19 protein-coding genes are annotated in these 18,332 nt (G+C 38.9%); 3 read left to right on the top strand and 16 right to left on the bottom strand.

The genetic code is table 11. The features are described from left to right. Positions 1-32 precede the first annotated feature (32 nt). Positions 33-722, bottom strand: a complete 690-nt coding sequence (locus AYR53_RS05275; protein ID WP_068281201.1) for a hypothetical protein — start codon at positions 720-722, stop codon at positions 33-35. A 182-nt stretch (positions 723-904) separates the two neighbouring features. Between AYR53_RS05275 and AYR53_RS05270 the strand changes: the two genes are divergently transcribed. Next, positions 905-2,839, top strand: coding sequence for a M13 family metallopeptidase (locus AYR53_RS05270; RefSeq protein ID WP_068281202.1), 1,935 nt, complete (start codon positions 905-907; stop codon positions 2,837-2,839). Between the two features lie 297 nt (positions 2,840-3,136). Beyond that, complete coding sequence (locus AYR53_RS13870) at positions 3,137-3,880, top strand: C40 family peptidase (protein WP_068281203.1); 744 nt, start codon at positions 3,137-3,139, stop codon at positions 3,878-3,880. A 122-nt stretch (positions 3,881-4,002) separates the two neighbouring features. On the opposite strand, the gene AYR53_RS05260 is transcribed toward AYR53_RS13870, so the two are convergent. From AYR53_RS05260 to AYR53_RS05235, 6 genes are all read right to left on the bottom strand, one after another. Then, positions 4,003-4,275, bottom strand: coding sequence for a hypothetical protein (locus AYR53_RS05260; protein WP_068225651.1), 273 nt, complete (start codon positions 4,273-4,275; stop codon positions 4,003-4,005). Between the two features lie 120 nt (positions 4,276-4,395). Further along, the gene (locus tag AYR53_RS05255) at positions 4,396-5,712 is read right to left on the bottom strand and encodes a C1 family peptidase (protein ID WP_068281204.1); all 1,317 of its coding nucleotides are present in this window, start codon (positions 5,710-5,712) and stop codon (positions 4,396-4,398) included. A 241-nt stretch (positions 5,713-5,953) separates the two neighbouring features. Further along, a complete protein-coding gene (locus AYR53_RS05250) occupies positions 5,954-7,690 on the bottom strand; it encodes a DUF438 domain-containing protein (protein ID WP_068281205.1) in 1,737 nt (578 codons plus the stop codon). Beyond that, the gene (locus AYR53_RS05245) at positions 7,677-7,919 is read right to left on the bottom strand and encodes a DUF1858 domain-containing protein (RefSeq protein WP_068225653.1); all 243 of its coding nucleotides are present in this window, start codon (positions 7,917-7,919) and stop codon (positions 7,677-7,679) included. The genes AYR53_RS05250 and AYR53_RS05245 overlap by 14 nt, the downstream gene beginning before the upstream one ends. Before the next feature lie 1,218 nt (positions 7,920-9,137). Next, positions 9,138-9,671 (bottom strand): VanZ family protein, encoded by a 534-nt coding sequence (locus AYR53_RS05240; RefSeq protein WP_082918526.1) that lies wholly within the window; start codon positions 9,669-9,671, stop codon positions 9,138-9,140. 41 nt (positions 9,672-9,712) lie between these two features. Further along, complete coding sequence (locus tag AYR53_RS05235; RefSeq protein WP_068225654.1) at positions 9,713-10,525, bottom strand: Cof-type HAD-IIB family hydrolase; 813 nt, start codon at positions 10,523-10,525, stop codon at positions 9,713-9,715. 241 nt (positions 10,526-10,766) lie between these two features. Here AYR53_RS05235 and AYR53_RS05230 point away from each other — a divergent pair, with 241 nt between their 5' ends. Then, a complete protein-coding gene (locus AYR53_RS05230; RefSeq protein ID WP_068225655.1) occupies positions 10,767-10,997 on the top strand; it encodes a hypothetical protein in 231 nt (76 codons plus the stop codon). A gap of 130 nt (positions 10,998-11,127) precedes the next feature. On the opposite strand, the gene AYR53_RS05225 is transcribed toward AYR53_RS05230, so the two are convergent. From AYR53_RS05225 to AYR53_RS05185, 9 genes are all read right to left on the bottom strand, one after another. Further along, a complete protein-coding gene (locus tag AYR53_RS05225) occupies positions 11,128-11,700 on the bottom strand; it encodes an L-2-amino-thiazoline-4-carboxylic acid hydrolase (RefSeq protein ID WP_068225656.1) in 573 nt (190 codons plus the stop codon). A 13-nt stretch (positions 11,701-11,713) separates the two neighbouring features. Continuing rightward, positions 11,714-12,577 carry a transporter substrate-binding domain-containing protein gene (locus tag AYR53_RS05220; RefSeq protein WP_225359721.1) on the bottom strand — a complete coding sequence of 288 codons (864 nt, stop codon included), beginning with the start codon at positions 12,575-12,577 and terminating at the stop codon, positions 11,714-11,716. A gap of 14 nt (positions 12,578-12,591) precedes the next feature. Beyond that, on the bottom strand, positions 12,592-13,302 hold the full coding sequence (locus tag AYR53_RS05215) for an amino acid ABC transporter permease (RefSeq protein ID WP_068225658.1): 711 nt from the start codon (positions 13,300-13,302) through the stop codon (positions 12,592-12,594). Between the two features lie 107 nt (positions 13,303-13,409). After that, positions 13,410-14,081 (bottom strand): amino acid ABC transporter permease, encoded by a 672-nt coding sequence (locus AYR53_RS05210; RefSeq protein ID WP_068225659.1) that lies wholly within the window; start codon positions 14,079-14,081, stop codon positions 13,410-13,412. Positions 14,082-14,092: 11 nt separating this feature from the next. Continuing rightward, positions 14,093-14,836: an amino acid ABC transporter ATP-binding protein gene (locus AYR53_RS05205; protein WP_068225660.1), complete on the bottom strand. Its 744-nt coding sequence runs from the start codon at positions 14,834-14,836 to the stop codon at positions 14,093-14,095. Between the two features lie 12 nt (positions 14,837-14,848). Beyond that, a complete protein-coding gene (locus AYR53_RS05200) occupies positions 14,849-15,859 on the bottom strand; it encodes a uroporphyrinogen decarboxylase family protein (RefSeq protein WP_068225661.1) in 1,011 nt (336 codons plus the stop codon). A 571-nt stretch (positions 15,860-16,430) separates the two neighbouring features. Beyond that, positions 16,431-17,420 carry a UDP-glucose 4-epimerase GalE gene (gene galE / locus AYR53_RS05195; RefSeq protein ID WP_068225662.1) on the bottom strand — a complete coding sequence of 330 codons (990 nt, stop codon included), beginning with the start codon at positions 17,418-17,420 and terminating at the stop codon, positions 16,431-16,433. Between the two features lie 163 nt (positions 17,421-17,583). Then, positions 17,584-17,910, bottom strand: coding sequence for a heavy metal-binding domain-containing protein (locus tag AYR53_RS05190; protein WP_068225663.1), 327 nt, complete (start codon positions 17,908-17,910; stop codon positions 17,584-17,586). A gap of 18 nt (positions 17,911-17,928) precedes the next feature. Beyond that, complete coding sequence (locus AYR53_RS05185) at positions 17,929-18,327, bottom strand: hypothetical protein (RefSeq protein ID WP_068225664.1); 399 nt, start codon at positions 18,325-18,327, stop codon at positions 17,929-17,931. Positions 18,328-18,332: the final 5 nt, after the last annotated feature.

Raw genomic sequence — 18,332 nt, 5'->3', positions numbered from 1 at the left:
GAGTGTTTGAAGAGACGCTCAGTTTGTGAGCATCAGCTACGTAAAAAGGCCAGTGGATCAACATTAATTTGGCTAACGTCGCCTGCTTGATAAGAAACGGCCCCGCGCTCACCCTGTTGATTCAACATAGTGACCTCAGGTGTAGCTAAGACCGACTGGCCTAGATCCATCTGTTCCTTTTTAGTGTACATTTTTAATTTTGCTCGAATCAATTTATTTGAACTGGTCGCATTTACGTCTTCCAATTGATAAAGCTGTGGAACTGTTTGAAATTGGGTTGAGTGTTTATTTTTATTGATGACTGGCACGGTGTGCGTTGCAGCGTAGGTCAAAGCGGCCAAATAATCTTGCTTAGTTGAACTGGCTTGGCCTTCCAAGTAACGAGCGATGAAGTCTTTTTCGTTATAGAGACTGGCAAAGTAACGGACCGTGCCCTTAAACGCAAAATACTTTTTTGTTGCCGTTGCATCGCCAATGTAACTTACCAAGATGACGTGGCCTCTATGATCATTAGTTACTGCCAGCGCCGCCATCTTCTGTCCCTTTTGTTGAATGTAAGCGGCCGGGATTCGATATTTCTTACCTTGATACTGATAGTTTTCAATCTTACCAGCGTACGGAGCCACATAAGTTGTTGCTTTTTTTGCCGCTATGACTGGTTGATTAAAAAGTAAAAGTAGCGAACTAATCAAAAACAAATTACCCCAAAATTTTAATTTCATAATACCTCCACATAACCTATTTTTATCATCATACTTGTTTTTCAGAATGACTGTCAATTGTGCCCCAATTAAATACCAGCATTAATGTAAAATAAAAGTAACTTTATTTTTTATTTTACACTTAATCCGTGTATCATGGATTTTAAAGTGGTATTGATTGATACCTATGGAAGGATGATTTGATGACGCAAGATAAAACAACAACTAACACTGCAACACCAACTTTGAAAGATGACTTCTATGAAGCAATTAACGCTGATTGGTTGAAAACAGCGACAATTCCGGCCGATAAACCAGCAACAGGCGGTTTTCAAGATTTAGTTGATGAGATTGATAAAACCTTAATGGCCGACTTTAAGCAGATGAATGCTGGTCAACTGACTGTTCCTAACGAACAACTAGCATCTTTCTTAGCTTACTATCGTTTAGCAGCCGACTTTACTAAGCGTGATCAAGATGGCGCTGCCCCGCTGAAAACTATCCTGGCACAAGTTACTAACTTAACTAGCCTAAAGGATTGGCAAAATAATCTGGCCGAATGGATTCTAAGTGGCCTGCCAACACCGTTTGATATCGATGTTGACGCCGACATGAAAAATACTAAAATCAACACTTTATTTGCCAGTGCACCAAATCTGATCCTACCAGATAAGACCTACTACGCTAAGGACAATCAAGCCGGCCCCCAGCTGCTTCAAGTCTTCAGTCAAATGATGACTAAGTTATTTACATTAGCCGGTTACCAAACAGCCGACGCAGAGAAAATCATTTCGGAAGCACTGGCCTTTGATAAGTCACTTGCTCCTCACGTTAAGAGTGCGGAAGAAAGCGCGGATTATAGCAAAATGTATAATCCCCAAGACTTTTCAACTTTCACAGCAAATAGTCACTCACTGGATTTAGGTAGTCTAATTAAACAACTAGTTAAGGGCACACCAACACAGATTATTGTGACTGAACCTAAATTTTACGCTGCCTTTGATGAAATGATTAATGATACTACCTTCCCGTTACTAAAGAGCTGGTTACTAGTTCAAACGATTCGGGGATTTTCAAGCTATCTATCTGAAGACTTCCGCCAAACTGCTGGTATTTACGGTCGCGCCCTTTCCGGCAGCAAAGAAGCCACGAAGCAGCAAAAAAGTGCCTACTATCTTGCTTCTGGCCAATTTGATCAAGTCGTCGGCCTTTATTATGGTCACAAATATTTTGGTGCCACTGCTAAGCAGGACGTCCACGACATGGTTACTAAGATGATTAGTGTCTATAAACAACGTCTAACTAATAATAATTGGTTATCCAAAGCGACTCGGGAAAAGGCCGTTGTTAAGCTTAATAATCTGGGTATTCAAGTTGGCTATCCTGACCAGTTAGATCCCTTGTACAAATTGTTCAAAACAAAAACTGCTGCTCAAGGCGGTACCCTACTGGAAAATACACTTAACTTTGTTCGAATTAGCCAGCAAGATCGGTTTGCAAAATGGCAACAACCTGTTGATCGCGATAAATGGGAAATGAGCGCTGCAACCGTAAATGCTTATTACCATCCATTCCGTAATATTATCGTTTTTCCGGCCGCAATTTTACAGGCACCATTCTACAGCTTGGATCAGCCTTCCAGCGCAAACTACGGTGGTATTGGCGCAGTAATTGCTCATGAAATTTCCCACGCCTTCGATAACAATGGTGCCTTATTCGATGAATTTGGTAATTTACACAATTGGTGGACCAAAGCAGATTCGGCGCAATTCAAAGAAAAGGCACAAGCAATGATTACCGAATTCGCTGGCTTACCGTTTGCAGGTCAACAAGTGAATGGTAAATTAACCGTATCGGAAAATATTGCCGATGCCGGCGGTTTAAGCTGTGCGCTTGAAGCCGCCAAAGGTGAAAGTGACGTTGACCTTTCTGTCTTCTTTACCAACTGGGCAACCATCTGGCGGACCAAGGCCCAACCAGAATACCAACAACTATTATTGGCGATTGATGTCCACGCACCCGCAAAATTACGAGCCAACGTCCAAATCCAAAATCTTGATGATTTCTTCACAACCTTTGACGTTAAACAAGGCGATGGCATGTACTTAGCTACTGAAAAGCGCGTTCACATTTGGTAATGGCGTGGCCAAAAGTCACTTTTGGATTCACGTTCTAGAATAATGATTCGAAAATAATAAGAGGCTAGGACTTGTGTCCCGGCCCCTTTTTTGTGCAAACCAATAACTAGTTATCATTAGTAGTGTATTTCAACCAATTAAATCATTTTAACGTCAAACTGTAATAGTCTGTAAACGAGTTGTTATCATGAAGTCACCACTCTGTAACCTAAAATGTTTATGATAGTCAATGTTGAGATTAAGAACTGATGTTAATTCAGTTCTTTACATAAATGGCAAATAATAAAGGAGTACATTATGATTATAAATTTCAAGAAAAACTTACTAACTATCACGGCCACTGGTATCATGGGCCTTTCTGGTGCAGCCCTTTTCGGTGCAACAAGTGCACACGCTAATGCTGCCGAATATAATCCCCAAACCGCACAAACAACGGCTTGGTATTCTTCAAATACGAACAACACTACACCAACTGTTACCCCTGCAAGGACACAAACAACGCCGACTAACGTTACTTACACTAACAACTCAAATAATACTCAGGCGACAACAGGTAATACGACTAGTACCCAAGTAGCACCTGCGACTGTTGCTTACACTGGTAACACAAATGCACAAGCAACGACTGCTACTGTAAACGCGCAGACAACACCGACGACCACAAGTACGCAAACGACCGCTGGTGCACAAGCCGCAGTCAATGCTGCCATCGGACAAGTTGGTACACCTTACGTTTGGGGCGGTACTACAGCAGGTGTCGGTTTTGATTGCTCTGGCCTTACCCAGTATGCGTTAGCTCAGGCAGGCGTTACTGTTGGTCATTATACAGTTGACCAGGAATCAGCCGGCGTTGCAGAACCACTTGATCAATTACAACCTGGTGATTTAGTTTTCTGGGGTGCTCAAGGTGCTTCGTACCACGTGGCCCTTTATATTGGCAATAACCAATATGTTAGTGCACCTCAACCAGGCCAAAATGTTGAAATTCAGACAATTAACTCTTATTTCCAACCTTCATTTGGTGTCCGGGTTAACTACTAAAAGCACACTAAATTACAATTGAATTTCTTAACATAAACTATTAGCTACTTGTAAAAAGAAGTCGCGACAAAATTTTGTCACGGCTTCTTTTTTTGCGTTAAATATTTTTCGTTAGCGTCCATTTATTTTTCAATCATAAAAGTTGTATGCGAATAATCATTGGGATCTTCCTGGTGCTCAATAGTTCCTCGATCAACTTTCTTTAGTGAAATTGCCTGTTGGTTAAAATTTAATTTTTGATCGGTATGTTTAACCAGCAGCTCCTCTAAGGCATCCGCCTCAACTGGATCGGTTAGTTGAAGTTGCCAATGATGTGGCGTTTCCACTAAACGTCCAGAATAATTGCCAAGTTTCTTACCATCAAGATCTTGTACCACAATTTTTTGTATCTGCATATTAAACACCTTCCTTAATATCGACTATAACATCGACTAAAGGAAGTTCTCAAGTTTTATGCATTTATCCAGCTTGATCCAAAAATTATTAGCAAAGGTAAGTTATAACACACATTATATTTAAGCCATCGAATCCCAAGGCGTTAGCTCAGTTGGTGTCGTTGTTAACATCTTTTGCTGCGCCGGCGTTAAGAACTTCTTATTAATGACCGTGTGGTAGACAAAATCATCAAACCAATCATCACTCATCACAAAATAACCCTTTTCACCATTCTTTTCACCCCAAGAATTTTCGACCTTCCACTTAGTTGGTTGATCAGCAACTAAATCAACCCCAGTTAACGTCATCGCGTGAGAAACAACTGCTTCACGATAAGTCAGCCGATCAGCCTTAGACAGGCTAAGATCAACACCAAATAATTCGGCCCGCTTATAAAGTCCGGAATCAAGCAACCCTTCTTGTCGGTTCATTTGTTGTAAAACGTCGTTACCAAACCAGATTGTTTCTCCGGCCTTCAATTGTTGAATCGTTAAGACCTTGAAAGTTATGAGATCAACATTTAAAAAAGTCACGTGTTGACCACCAATCACGTTGTCTTCCATCGGTAATGTATAAAGGCGATTAAATGGTTTATCTGGTGAATTAATCAGCACAACGTAATCGCCAAGATCACGACTAATATATTTCTGTGCAAAAAGCTGTGGCGTTAAATTAGTTTCCCGATGATATTTTTTATTATCATCCCGATAAGTGAACGTAAACGTTGATGGCACTTCGCCAAAAGTATAAGTACACATTCGGTAGACCTCACCAAGCATTTTTTGCTTAGTCTCCGTTATTTTGCTAGCCGCGGCTTCGTTTTGAACTAATTTTCGTAAGCCCACCGCATCATGGCGTAACTTAAGTCCCAATACTTGACTGAATTCGGCAGTATTTTCACTATTAAAAGTTTCTGGCATGACCGATTGCGGTACGGCACCGTATTTTTTGATAAGTGCCGCAGCATTATCCCACTGACCACCATCGTCATCCGGCATTTCTAATAGCCAGGTCACGATTCGACTATCCGCTGGTTCGTTAGCAGTTGCTAAAATGTGTTCATAAAAGGCATTGGCTTTTTCAAAACGGTCCCAAAAAGATAAATAATTCTCAGAGAACTCAAAATCCTTCAGATTAATTTGCTTGGCCACATCATGCCGAATTGTGTTCAACGTTGAAAATAACCAGCAACGACCACTTTTCTTCTGATTAGACACAGCGCCAGTATCTAATTCCAGTGAAAATGCACGATTTAATTTGGCCTTAACCGCCGTATCTTCACTTGCGGCATTAATACCGTTATTCATGACCGTCCGCTTAACTACGGCGCCACCAGGAACCGCATGATAAGCGGCCTGATAGTTTTTTATATCCTGTAATGTCACTTCACGACTCATTAAAACGTCCACTTCTTTCCTTGGTTTATTGGTCTTAATTTTAGGCTAAAGTGAAATTAATGACAACTCGCAACAATTAAAATAGAGAGTGTGCCCTACTGTTCGGAGAAGCAATAGGAAGCGGGAGTGAAACAAAAAATCGGTTTTGGCGCACATTCTAGAGCAATGATCAGAAATAGTCAGCGCCACACTAGAACGTGCGCCAAAACTGACTTTGCCCCACGCCTTACGAATTTCATTTTTAAAGGCGCTTTTCGCCCTTTAAATTCATAATTTCCGTAATTTCTTGCGTTACTTCTAGACAACCTAGATAATTATTCTGGGGATCACGCATTGCAAAATAGCGAATGTAGACCATCTTTGTTCCGTGTAGATTAATCCAAAAATCAGCATGATCTTGCGCACCACTACGAAAATCATCCAAGATTGTTTGAACCTTACCCATACTCTTTGGTGGGTGACAGTTAACTACCGCCCGACCGATAACTGTTCGTGTTCTAGGGAAAACCCGGTCGCCATTATCCGAAAACCAACGCACAATGTCATTAGCATCAACGAACGTCACATCAAGTGGTAAAACGCCCAGGATGGCCGTTAATTGCCGTAAATCCAAATTACCAGTTGGCAGTACAATTGTCGCGCTATTGTCGGCCCCAATTTCTAAATGGGTTTGTGGCGCTGGTTTCTTGTGCCGTTTATGAGTAGTCGGCTTGTCTTTATCGGCCAACATCTTTTTAACAAAATCAGGCATTCCTGCCGCTTCATCTGTTGTCTTAGGTTCAATTGATTTTTCTTCTACTGTTTCAGCAGCCTTTTCGGCCACTTCGGCCTTTTTAGGAGCTGTAATGTTCACGTCAATTTGTTGCCGCGCATCATCTTTGGCTGGCGCAGAAGCCTTAACTTCGCCAAATTCGGCGCGTAAGTGTAACGGGAGTGCATTAATTGCTTCAGGATCATTTTCTTTAGCCTTTAAATTAGTCGGAATTGTGGCCTCATTTTCTTTAACAACATCGGTCATCGCATCGACTGTGTCCGTCATTGCTTCACTAATCGTTGCCTTAGCATCTTTTGCAGGTGCCTTACCGTCCAAACCTTGTTGGTCAGCTAAGGACTGCGCCATTGAATTCAATTCTTGCGCCATCTTCGAAGGTTTGCGTTTGGCCGCTTCTTCGATATCTTTTTGTGAGGGGTGCCACGGTAATGGATCGGGAATCAATGTATAGCCGACCTCATCACTTTCGCTGGCAATTAGTTCCCAGTCCGCTGGTTTAAAAACTTCTGCAACCATTGGCAATAGAATCTGTTCTTCCTTAAAGATCATTTCTTCAATTTCTTTAGCTACTTTTTCAATAGCCGCTTCAATATCATATTTTGCTGGTATTGGTGTGGTGTTAACCAACCGAATGGCATCCTTAATCCAGCCCCGAATTTCATCATCTACACCCCACATAACCTTTGGTGGTGCAGTAATACCGTACTTGTCCATCAACGGAAACAACAAATTCTCTTTCCGGGCATAATGTAAATCAATTGTTTGCAAATCTTTTAAAGCATTTTGCATTCTAGTTAAATATTGTTGGTCGGTCGCCGTTGCACTATCACCATTGGCCGATTGCTGCCATTTTTTTAAACAAGGTAATAATTCATCATCTAATAACGAAGTCAAGACAACGTTTTCCAATTTCATTACTGCCACAGGATGCCCTGGTTCATCCTCGGCACTCATTGGTTTAGTTGGATTGATTGATCCTTTAAAAACTGCGGCATGAACGTTACATAAATTTTGAATTTCCATTGGATTCAGTCCGCTGCCAATTAGTTCACGTTCTGCGGAAGTAATTTCGGATACGTCAACACTGGAAAAAGTAGCATCAAAGATCTTTTTGGCTTCATCAAAACTGCCACCTTCATGCAACATTTTCAGAATTTCGACAATCTTTTTTTGCCGAAAAACACTGTTATGTTTATTCTCCGGCATCATTAATCACCTCAAATCCCAGCGCCTTCAATTGGGCAACAATTTCATCTAGTGATACCTTTTTCAAGGCCGCTCCCTTTGGAATGGTCATGAAACGTCCGGCAGTGTTCAGCATTGCGGGATTTTTTATTTCTTTCAAGCCAATTCCGTACAAAATTTCGGCAACTTCAGGGTGTGCCGTCACTAATTCGTAAACTGTTTTGCTTAAATCAATCGTGCCAGTTGTCATCAACATTATCCCCTTATATGTGAAAATACCTTAGTATTAAAATTCTATTTGATGAGTCTAAGTATAACAGGCGGGTACCCAATTGAGAATACTTCTCAATAAAATTAGGGACTTCCCCACAACTTGATCTAATGACTAACGAAAACGTAACGGTATTTTTGATAAAACCGTTTTGCCATAAGTTCAAGAGCGTGCTGCCAAAAAGTTATTGCTAGTAACTGCTGCCTAATCTTAGAAAATTCTGAAAGAAAAAAGTCCTTCTATTTTTTATAATTTTTCTAACAAAAAGTAACCAAGTTCATTGCAAACAAATTAATTTGCGTTATGATTGAAACACATAGTTTTGATCCATAGTGAGGTGACATAAATTGAAATACACTAAACAGCACAAACAAAAAAAGACACAAAATACAAACACAACTTGGCAGAAATTTAAAAAACAGACTAATAATCTAAGCGCTCACCGCCGTGGTGTCCGTTCAGGTGGTCATTAAGAAATTAGATCCCTTTCTAATCTAAAATAAAAAATAGAGGTAACAACAAAATTGTTTTTTGTTGTTACCTCTATTTTAATCTTCAAATACTTTCAATTAAGAGCTTAGTGCATCATAGCGACCATATTTAAAACGATTGCCAGTTATTGTGTTGCAAATAGGTGAAAGCTGCCTTCATCATTGTCTATGGCTAATTAAGATCACCGCTAAGTTGCGTAGCATTAAAGCTGTGGGTTCCGACTCAATTGGACCAACTAAATAATTAAATCAATCAATAATCAAAGCTCAACCGCTGCCAAGGTGAAATGAAGGCGCTGGCGTATCAGCTGTGTCGAAGATACTTGATGACCGAATTGTGGTCATTTAGTATCTTGCGTGATTGACAAGCTAATTTTCTTTTCCGAATGGGTTTAATCGGAAAGAAAATTAGCTTGTCAACGCGCCACTGTCGCTCATTCTTAACAACTAATTTTAGCAAGTATTAATTACTAAAACATATTCGCTAAACAGAACTCGCTTCCCGTTGTCGATTGGACTAAGCCAAAGCCCGGCAAGTCCAAGTCGCACGCATTCCATACGCCAGCGCCGGAATGGAACCTAACTAAATCTGTTCACGTATAATTCCGTGGCCAATCGGCATAAGCATTATTTTTAATCGCGATATATTTCAACGCTACGACTAGCGGGTATCGTTTTAACCACTTACCAAAACCACCACAAGCAATCACTCACTAAAACTGAACCAACTAACAAAACGGCGTAATCGCGTTTTCTTTAAGCCGTAAACAACTAGACCGCCAATAACAACACCAACCGTGTTAGTGATTAAATCATCAATATCGGCAGTTCGCTGCAAATTAACCAATTGATCCAGGATAAACTGGCTAGTCTCAATAAAAAGGCTAGTTAAAAAACCAATCATAATTAATTGGCGCCAATTTAACCGGTAAATCAACGTTAATAAAATACCCAGCGGTAAGGTCATGGCCGCGTTTAGCCAATACTCTAAATCTAGATCTTGAAACGGTCGGTAAATAACGATTGCTCGGCCTACAATAATGTAACTTGCTTGATGAGTACTGACCGAATAAAACGCAGGGACTAGACACAATGCCACTAAACTAATTAAATAGATTACCAATGCTAATAAAGTTATCTTTTGGCCAACCGTTTTTTTGCCAGATAAGATTTTAGGACTAATATAAAACCCGGCCACCACTGCTAGAACTAGTGGTAACCACTGAAAAATCAGACGCAAATTCTTCGCTCCCTTTTATTAAAAATTAGCCGCTCAATAATTTATAAGGCCAATAATTGTTCAATGGTGGCGAGCACCCCGCTATGCTCATTATCTTTCGTAGTAACAAACTTAGCGGCCTGTTTAACAGTAGTCGAAGCGTTCCTCATAGCGTAACCATTACCAACAGCCTGCAACATTGCCAGATCATTAGCACCATCGCCAAAAGCAACAACATCAGCATTGGCTACCTTAAAACGCTGCTGTAGAAACTGAACAGCGGGTAACTTACCAATATTATTCCGAATGAGATCAATAACACCATAGCCACTATCTTGCGCCACCAAACTGTTCTTGAATAATTGATTAAGTTCGGGCACGATACTTTTTGGTGCCCCTTCATCCCAACTCAAACTGATTTTTTTTATTGTATCAGTCACTTGGGTTAAATCAGTTACTTCCTCTAATTGATCATAAAATTGCCGGGCAACGGCTACTAATCGTTTTGGCGCCCCTTTTAATGTATAGGCTCCTTGTGCACCAACCAAAATAACTCGTGCTGCCTTGAGTAACGGTAATTGCCAATCGTGTTGTAAGAAATCTTGCAAACGATTCGCCGCAATTGCGCCATCAAATATTTCTTGCCCTTGCTGATAAATTGAGGCACCATTTTCAGCAACAAAGATCACATTATCTGTTGTCATCCCGGAAAACAAACGTTTTAAATGGGCAAATTGATTCCCGCTGCAAACAACAAACCAAATTCCAGCAGCCTTCATTTTGGTAAGTTGCCGTTCCAAACGGCGTTTATCAAACTCCTGAACATTATTTAACAATGTTCCATTCATATCGGTCACAATCATTTGCACTGCCATCGCTGTAGTCCTCCTAAATTCTTTGAACCTTATTTTGCGTAATCCTAAAAATTTCATTTACAACTATTTTACGCCAAATGTAGTGAAATTTGCGATAAAAAAGGTTAAAAATTCAAAAGAGCTCACTTAGCCTAACAATTAGCCAGCGATTATCGTTACTAAACTTTAATAAAATTTTTCTAGATTTCTGGTAAAAACACGTTATACTAGATTAAAAATAAATAAGGAGTAGGGTGATTGTATGCATTTACAAGTTAAATCAAGTTTTAAAAACGCGACCCCGAGGCAGGCATTATTACAAATTGGTAATGCAGTTTTGATGGCGGCCGTTTTCAGTGTTATCTACTTAGCGGTTCAAGGAGAATTATTTTTAGGAATTTACTTAGCTATAACTGGCATCATGACGATAATTAATCTATTTTACACTAAGTATCTGGTTATTTTTAACCGAATTTCATCCAATCGATCGTAAAAACAGACGAAAGTGAGACAAAAACCGACTTTTGTCCCACTCCCGTCTTTTTTATAAATATTTTTATAGAATGCAGGCAAAGGATTAAACTTATTCTTCCTAGTGGCACTTCAAAATGAAAGATAAGTTGTCACTCATTTTTCCTCATAATAATTCGTGGTTTCTTACCGGCTGTCACATTACTTTTTTTCAAATAGTGTAGTTCGCAAAAATTTCCACCCTTTGCAATCGTCGTACCTAATTGAAAATCGATATCTTCAAATACCGAAGCAGTCGCCGCATCACCACCCATACAAAGATCGCATAACTGACTCATTTCATCTGGCGTTTTCCCCATTTTAAGCCACCGATTTACATACGGACAATAATGAAAGTGTACTTCAAATTCTTTATCGTTTTGACTAACAGTTTCCATTTCATAAACCTGGGGCTCAAGTCCCGCCGTAAATTTATCAGCAAACTCGTTTAAATCATGCGGATTTGTCATTGATTTTTTAAAATCCTGACCGTTATCAATCCCATACTGTTCAATCGATTTAACTGCAAAAGCAGTATCTTCTTTAGCGTTATCCACCATGTATGTAAGTGTGGATGCCCGTTTTTCAGTGATTGCCCTTAAGGCCAGCGTTGTTTCATCGGCCAACTTAGGATTATTCACTGCTTTAATTTGATTGAGATTACCAACTTTTCCGTCACCAATCATAATACTGACCTCCTTATTTATGAGCCTCGGAATTAAAAGTTTTATTGGCGTTTGCTAATTTAAAGGTATCTTCATATAAATACTTTTTAGTAATTTTTTCCAAGTAACCATTTGCTTTTAGCTTTTTTAAATCATTATTGATTGCTTTAACCAATGCCTTATTCTTACTATTTTTATTTAGTAAAAAGTAGCTATTTTCTAAACCAATTGACTTAGAAACTACTAATTTCTTTCCTTCTGCTTTATTGGCCACTGGTTTATAGGCCGCATAAGGATAAATGGCCACATCATATTTACCATTAGATACTTCTTTTAATGCATCGCCGGCGGATTGATCACCGATACCTTCCAAACTGATTTTATGTTTTTTATTTTGTTGGTTATAAGTCTCGATAAAACTATAACGCGCATCATCCGTTGAAATTGGCACTAACTTTAACTTCTTTTTTGAAATATCCTCCAATGAATTTGCCGTTTTGCCACCCTTTTTAGTAACTAAACGTAAATCATCCAACGCGTTGGAATCTGAATGTAAATAGGTTTTAAACCGATCCTTTGAATACCACCAATTTGAAGCCGCTACATCATACTTTCCTGATTGCAGACCCACAAACACTGAATTCTGCGATGTAGTAGTTTCGTTAAATTTATACTGCGGCAAATCCTTATCTATTTGTTTTAATAAATCGCCATAATACCCACCAATACCTGAACCTTTTGGATAAGTATAAGGTCGATTATTATTCGGTGCTGCTACATTAATCGTTTGAACTTTTGCGGCCTGAACAGGTGTTTTTTCATTATTTTTAAGCAAGAACACCCCACTAACTGCAAAAGTTGCAATAATACCAGTTAAAATATTTTTAATTTTCATCATAATTTCCTCTTTTTCTAATTTATTCTTTGAGTTGCAAAAACACGTCGTCGGATAATGACTTCACTAATTTGAAATAACTTCGCAAAAATCCAACAAATTATAATATAAATAATTAGGGCATCTAAATATGTTTCTATATATTTGAATCCTACTGATGAAATGATATTGGCCTTCGCCATTATTTCAACAATTCCAATGTTATACACCAGTGCCGTATCCTTTATTAGGTCAATAAAGATATTTGAAAAATTAGGTATAAGATTAGCAATTAATTGTGGCACAATAATTCTGGTCATTGCCTTTACTGGTGTCATTCCAACTGATATGGCCGCTTCATACTGTTTATAATCAACTGAGTGGTAAGCTGAACGAATACTCTCTGAAATATTTGATGCCGCGTTTAGCGAATAAGCAGTAATTGCCACCATAATTGCTGGAACCCCACTGCTATTAGTGCTTATTCCCCATTTCTGTAAGGCGATTAATAATTGTGGTAATCCATAATAAACAACATACATCTGAACAATAATTGGTGTACCACGGATAAACGAAACAATAATTCCGATAATTGGACTTAGCACAGGTACTTTGCGTTCACGTACAACGGCAATTAAAACGGCCAAAATCAAACCAATTATTGCAGCAATAATTGACAGATAAATTGTCATTGGTGCGACGGCCAGAATTTTGGGAAAAGATTGGATTGCAAAATTAGAATCAAACAAGTGTGGTCCACCTCCCTTAAGTGTCACTTAAAATTATTTTTTTATTATAATGAGCATTAAAATTAGTTGAAAAAGACGGAATGAAATCTAATTTTTCTGAAACACACTTAGATTTCGACATACCGATAATATCTGTGAAACATTCGGAATACCCATTCAATTAGCAAAACAATTAACCAGTAAAGTAATGCTAAAATGATAAATATTTCCAATTGATATATGCCTTGATTTTGATTAGATAGATCAGTGGCTTCGCTGTACATATCAACCATCCCCATTACATAGACTAGGGATGTTGCCTTAACCAAACCTATTAATAGGTTTTCTATGTTTGGTAGAGCAATCAAAAATGTTTGTGGCATTAGGATTTGAAAGAAGGCGTGTTTAGCATCCATGCCAACGGATAATGCGGCCTCATATTGTCCTTTATCTACTGACAGGTAGGCCGATCTAAACGCTTCTTCTAGATAAGCACCCCATCCTATGGACAGTCCAACAATTCCGAAAAATATTTTTGCCCAATCATTAATATTGATTCCAACTAGAGTAAAAAGTTTTGGTAAGCCAAAATACGATAATAAAAGCATTAATAACGGTGGTGTCCCCCGGACGATTCCTAAATAAAATTTTGCCAAAGCACTTAGAATTGGATTCTTTCGTAGATAAAGCCAGGCCATACCTAGTCCGATCAAACTGGCAAAGAAAAATGATGCTATAAGCAGACTTAAGGTCTCCGGTAATCCATTCAATAACGTAACAATAACTTTACTAACCTTCATAGATGGCCTCCTTAATAATCCTCAGCTATTGCCGATAAGAATTGCTTTGTCCGTTTATTTTTAGGATGATCAAAAACCTCACTTGGCGTACCAGTTTCAATAATCTCGCCGTCAGCAAAAAACACAACCCGGCTAGCTACGTTTCGTGCAAAGGACATTTGATGGGTGACAACAATCATTGTCTGCCCTTGATCCGCTAATTGCTTCATGTCATAAAGAACTGTTCCAACTAACTCTGGATCAAGCGCAGAAGTAGGTTCATCAAATAAAACGATGTCAGGATTTAAAACGGTTGCGCGAACGATTCCAATCCTTTGTTGCTGACCACCAGATAATTGAGCAGGATAAAAATCCTGTTTATCCAAAAGTCCCACACTGTCTAGGGCCTTCTTTGCTAACTGAAGAGCGTCCTTCTTAGATCTATTTTGTCCAAAAATTAGTCCCTCAGAAATATTTTCAATGGCCGTTTTGTTTTTAAATAAATTATAATTTTGGAAAACCATCGCAGTGTGCCTTCTCACCCAAAGAATTTCTTCATTCGATAAGTTTGCTAAATTAAGTTGTTTATCTTTAAAAACCATTGTTCCAGAATCGGCCTGTTCTAAAAAATTAATGTTTCGTAATAATGTTGTCTTACCAGAACCTGAAGGCCCAATAATTACCACAACCTCCCCGGCCTTAATGGAAAGATTAATCCCTTTTAAAACTGTATTATTTGCAAATTTTTTCTTCAAACTCTTTATTTCAAGTAGCAAGTGACATTCCTCCTATACGCTATGTACCGCCTCAATCGCCCAAATCAAATGCTCATAAGGTATATCACGTTGAATTGTACAGTCGGCACCGATAATGACTCCTTTCTTACCAACCTCATTAACTAATTCTTTTGCGGCAGCCTGAATTTCTGCTTTTGATCCAGAATACAGTACATCCGTTTTTTCTATTCCAAAGCCGCCTAAAACAGGCCGATCACCAAACAGTTTTTTCCCTTCGGCTAATGAGTAACCATCACTATGCGTGGACCAATTAATGATTTGAAGTTGGTAATCTCGATACCATTCCAAGTGATTAGTAGCACCATCAAAACCACAAATATGTAAAACATTAAAATCTGCCCTTTCATTGATTGTTTTAATGACATCGTGATCAATAACTCTTTGAATATCATTGAAGAAGTCCAGATTATCAGTTCTTGAATCCTGGATAGACTGTGTGCTGTAATAAATGCCATCAATTCCAGCATTTAAAACAACTTTTACTAATTCCTTCAAATCCGTACCAATGATCGTGAGAATTTTTTTCAAGGCCCTAGGATCTTCACTATAAAGATCGGCAAACCTTTTATCTGCTAACGTTAAAGGTTCCTTAGCATGGTCGATCAACGCCCACTTTAAAATGGTAAGTGGTGAAAATATTGTATAAAAAGTAAATTGGTCATTGGCAATTTTTACTTGTCTTTTGGCCAAGGAAGCTTGCTCTTTAAACCACGAATGATCTTTAGGTAGACTTTTTAAGTGTTCCAGTGAAGTGAGTTGCCGAACATCTTTTACATTTAAAAAGGGATAAATAAAATAGCCATCAGTCATAAATTTTATAAAATCTGGGGAAACTTTTTTGATATAGGATTCATGCCCTTTTACATTAATATCAACTATCTCCGGATGTGTTGCGGCATCAGTAAATTCACTTTTAGCAAAGTGCCGCCAAAATGAAACTGGTACCTTCTCCTCCTCTTCATTTGCAAATGCCCTTAAAACGTTCTTTTTTAAATCAACCATGATCAAATGTTCCTCCTTAATGTAAAGTAAAATTATTTACAAAATAAAAAAGTCTCCTAATCATAAATATGATTAGGAGACGATTTACCGCGTTACCACCCCTTATTCGTAATTCATTCACGTGAATTACCTCAACAGCACTCAAAATGCTTGGGAAAATAACGGTTCCTACCGGATTTTTGACTTTCATCGTAAATCATGATTCCGAGATCATCTTCAACTAAATTCACATGCTATCCTTCCACCAACGATAGTCGCTATTCACGCTACTTTTTAGTCTACTCTTCTCATCAACATGTTTTTTTATGCGTAAAGATTAGAAATAAATAACAATACGATTAATTAAAAATTAGAATAATCCCATTTGTTTGAATTGTCAACTACTTATTTTGCCGCTTTAATTTTTATTATTCTCCAAGAAAGAAAATTAGTTAGATCTAAATAATAAAAAGAGCCTGCCCAAAGCGATCCGCACTCCATTTTTAGAGGGAAAGATCACAATTTGAACAAGCTCCTTTGATTCAATTATTTAGTAACCATATAAAATAAATTTTGCTTAGGTTACTTAAAATTAATCCTCGTAACCCTTTGGATGTTTTTGTTTCCAGGTCCAGGCCGTTTTGATAATATCGTGAACATCATCGTATTGTGGCTTCCAACCCAAAACCTTACGCGCCTTATCTGAGTTAGCAACTAATGAATCAGGATCACCGCCACGACGCGGTGCTTCTTCGGCCGGAATTTCTTTTCCAGTTACCTCACGAGCGGCCTCTAAAATTTGTTTATTCGAGAAACCAGTAGAAGAACCTAAATTGAAGGCCTGACTGTCATTACCCTGGATTAAATAATCTAACGCCAAAATATGAGCATCCGCCAAATCCACAATATGTACGTAGTCACGAACATTGGTTCCATCAGGTGTGGCATAGTCTGTTCCGAAGATCTTCAATTTGTCCCGTTGACCAGCGGCGACTTGTAAAATAATCGGAATCAAATGAGTTTCAGGATGGTGATCTTCCCCGATACTACCATCTGCTTTGGCCCCAGCAGCATTAAAGTAGCGCAGCGCAACAAATTTAATCCCATAGGCCTTATCACACCAACGAATCATGTGTTCCATCATTAATTTACTTTCACCATAAGGATTAATCGGTTCCTTACGATCCTCTTCATGAATTGGTGTTCGTTCCGGCACACCGTAAGTTGCGGCGGTGGAAGAAAAGACCATGTACTTCACATTATGCTGGTGCATAACTTCAAGTAAAGCCACCATTCCAATTACGTTATTATCAAAGTACTTCAACGGATCCTTCATTGATTCAGCAACTAACGAAAAGGCATCCATATGAATAACGCCCTCAATCGTTTCTTTAGTAAAAACTTGTTCCAAAAAATCGTGATCACGGGTGTCGCCCTCATAGAAACGTGCCTTAGTATTAATTGCTGCACGGTGTCCAGTGGATAAATTATCAACCACAACAACATCGCGACCCTTTTCAATTAATCGATCAACCATGTGTGACCCAATATAACCTGCGCCACCTGCTACTAGAATTGCCATATTCTACCTCCAGATAAGATAATTTACCTTGCTAATCATAGCACAAACTAGCGTATTCGATAACTAGTCCCTATTTGAAAATTACCTTTACTAATATTTTCCTAGCCAATTTAGTATAAACGTGTTTGAAAAAGCAGTGTCCTGGGCACTTTTTCGAACACTCCTAATCCTTAAATCGAACGGCTGTCCCGTATGCCGCCACCGTCTCCATATCCGTGCTAATTGAATCAGAATCAAAACGCATCATAACAACGGCGTCCGCGCCTAGTGCAACTGCGTTAGCCCGTAATCGCTGAATTGCAATATCCCGTGCATCACTTAGCAGTTCCGTATAAGCCTTGATTTCTCCGCCAACTAAATTTTTTAACCCCGCACCAATATTTTTGGCAATGTTTTTCGATTGAGTTGTTAGACCGAAAACTTCCCCAATGACTTCATAATTTTGTCCAGGTATTTGCTCGGTCGTCGTTACCAAAATTTTGTCTGTCAATTACTTCATCCCCTTAAATTAGCCTAGGCGTAACTCCTGTGAAAATTTAGTATCAACAATTTGGCCTTCCGCCGTTGCGTGCGTTAAAACCCGACTCAAATACCCATTATCCGTCAAATACCGCGTAAAGCTCATAAAAGAAGGCACCGTTAGAATTGCCGTATTTTGTGGAACCGCAAAAATAACTTCACTTAAAACATAGTCAGTATCAATTCCCTTTATAACTTGACCGATCGCTTCAACTGCGGCCGCACCACTCTCTAGAAAAATTAACGGTACCACATCCCGGTAGTAATCCTGTTCTCCATGATAGATAATTCGCTGTCGGCCATCTTGAGTCCGCGTTGTTGCCGTATAACCAATCACAACACGATCTGTTCGCACTTTATTAGTAAAATTAATTCGAAAATTCTGCAAGCAAT

This window comes from Loigolactobacillus backii, assembly GCF_001663675.1.
Classification (GTDB): Bacteria; Bacillota; Bacilli; order Lactobacillales; family Lactobacillaceae; genus Loigolactobacillus; species Loigolactobacillus backii.
Note: the sequence above shows the minus strand (reverse complement) of the source record. Positions and strands in the feature narration are given on the sequence as shown.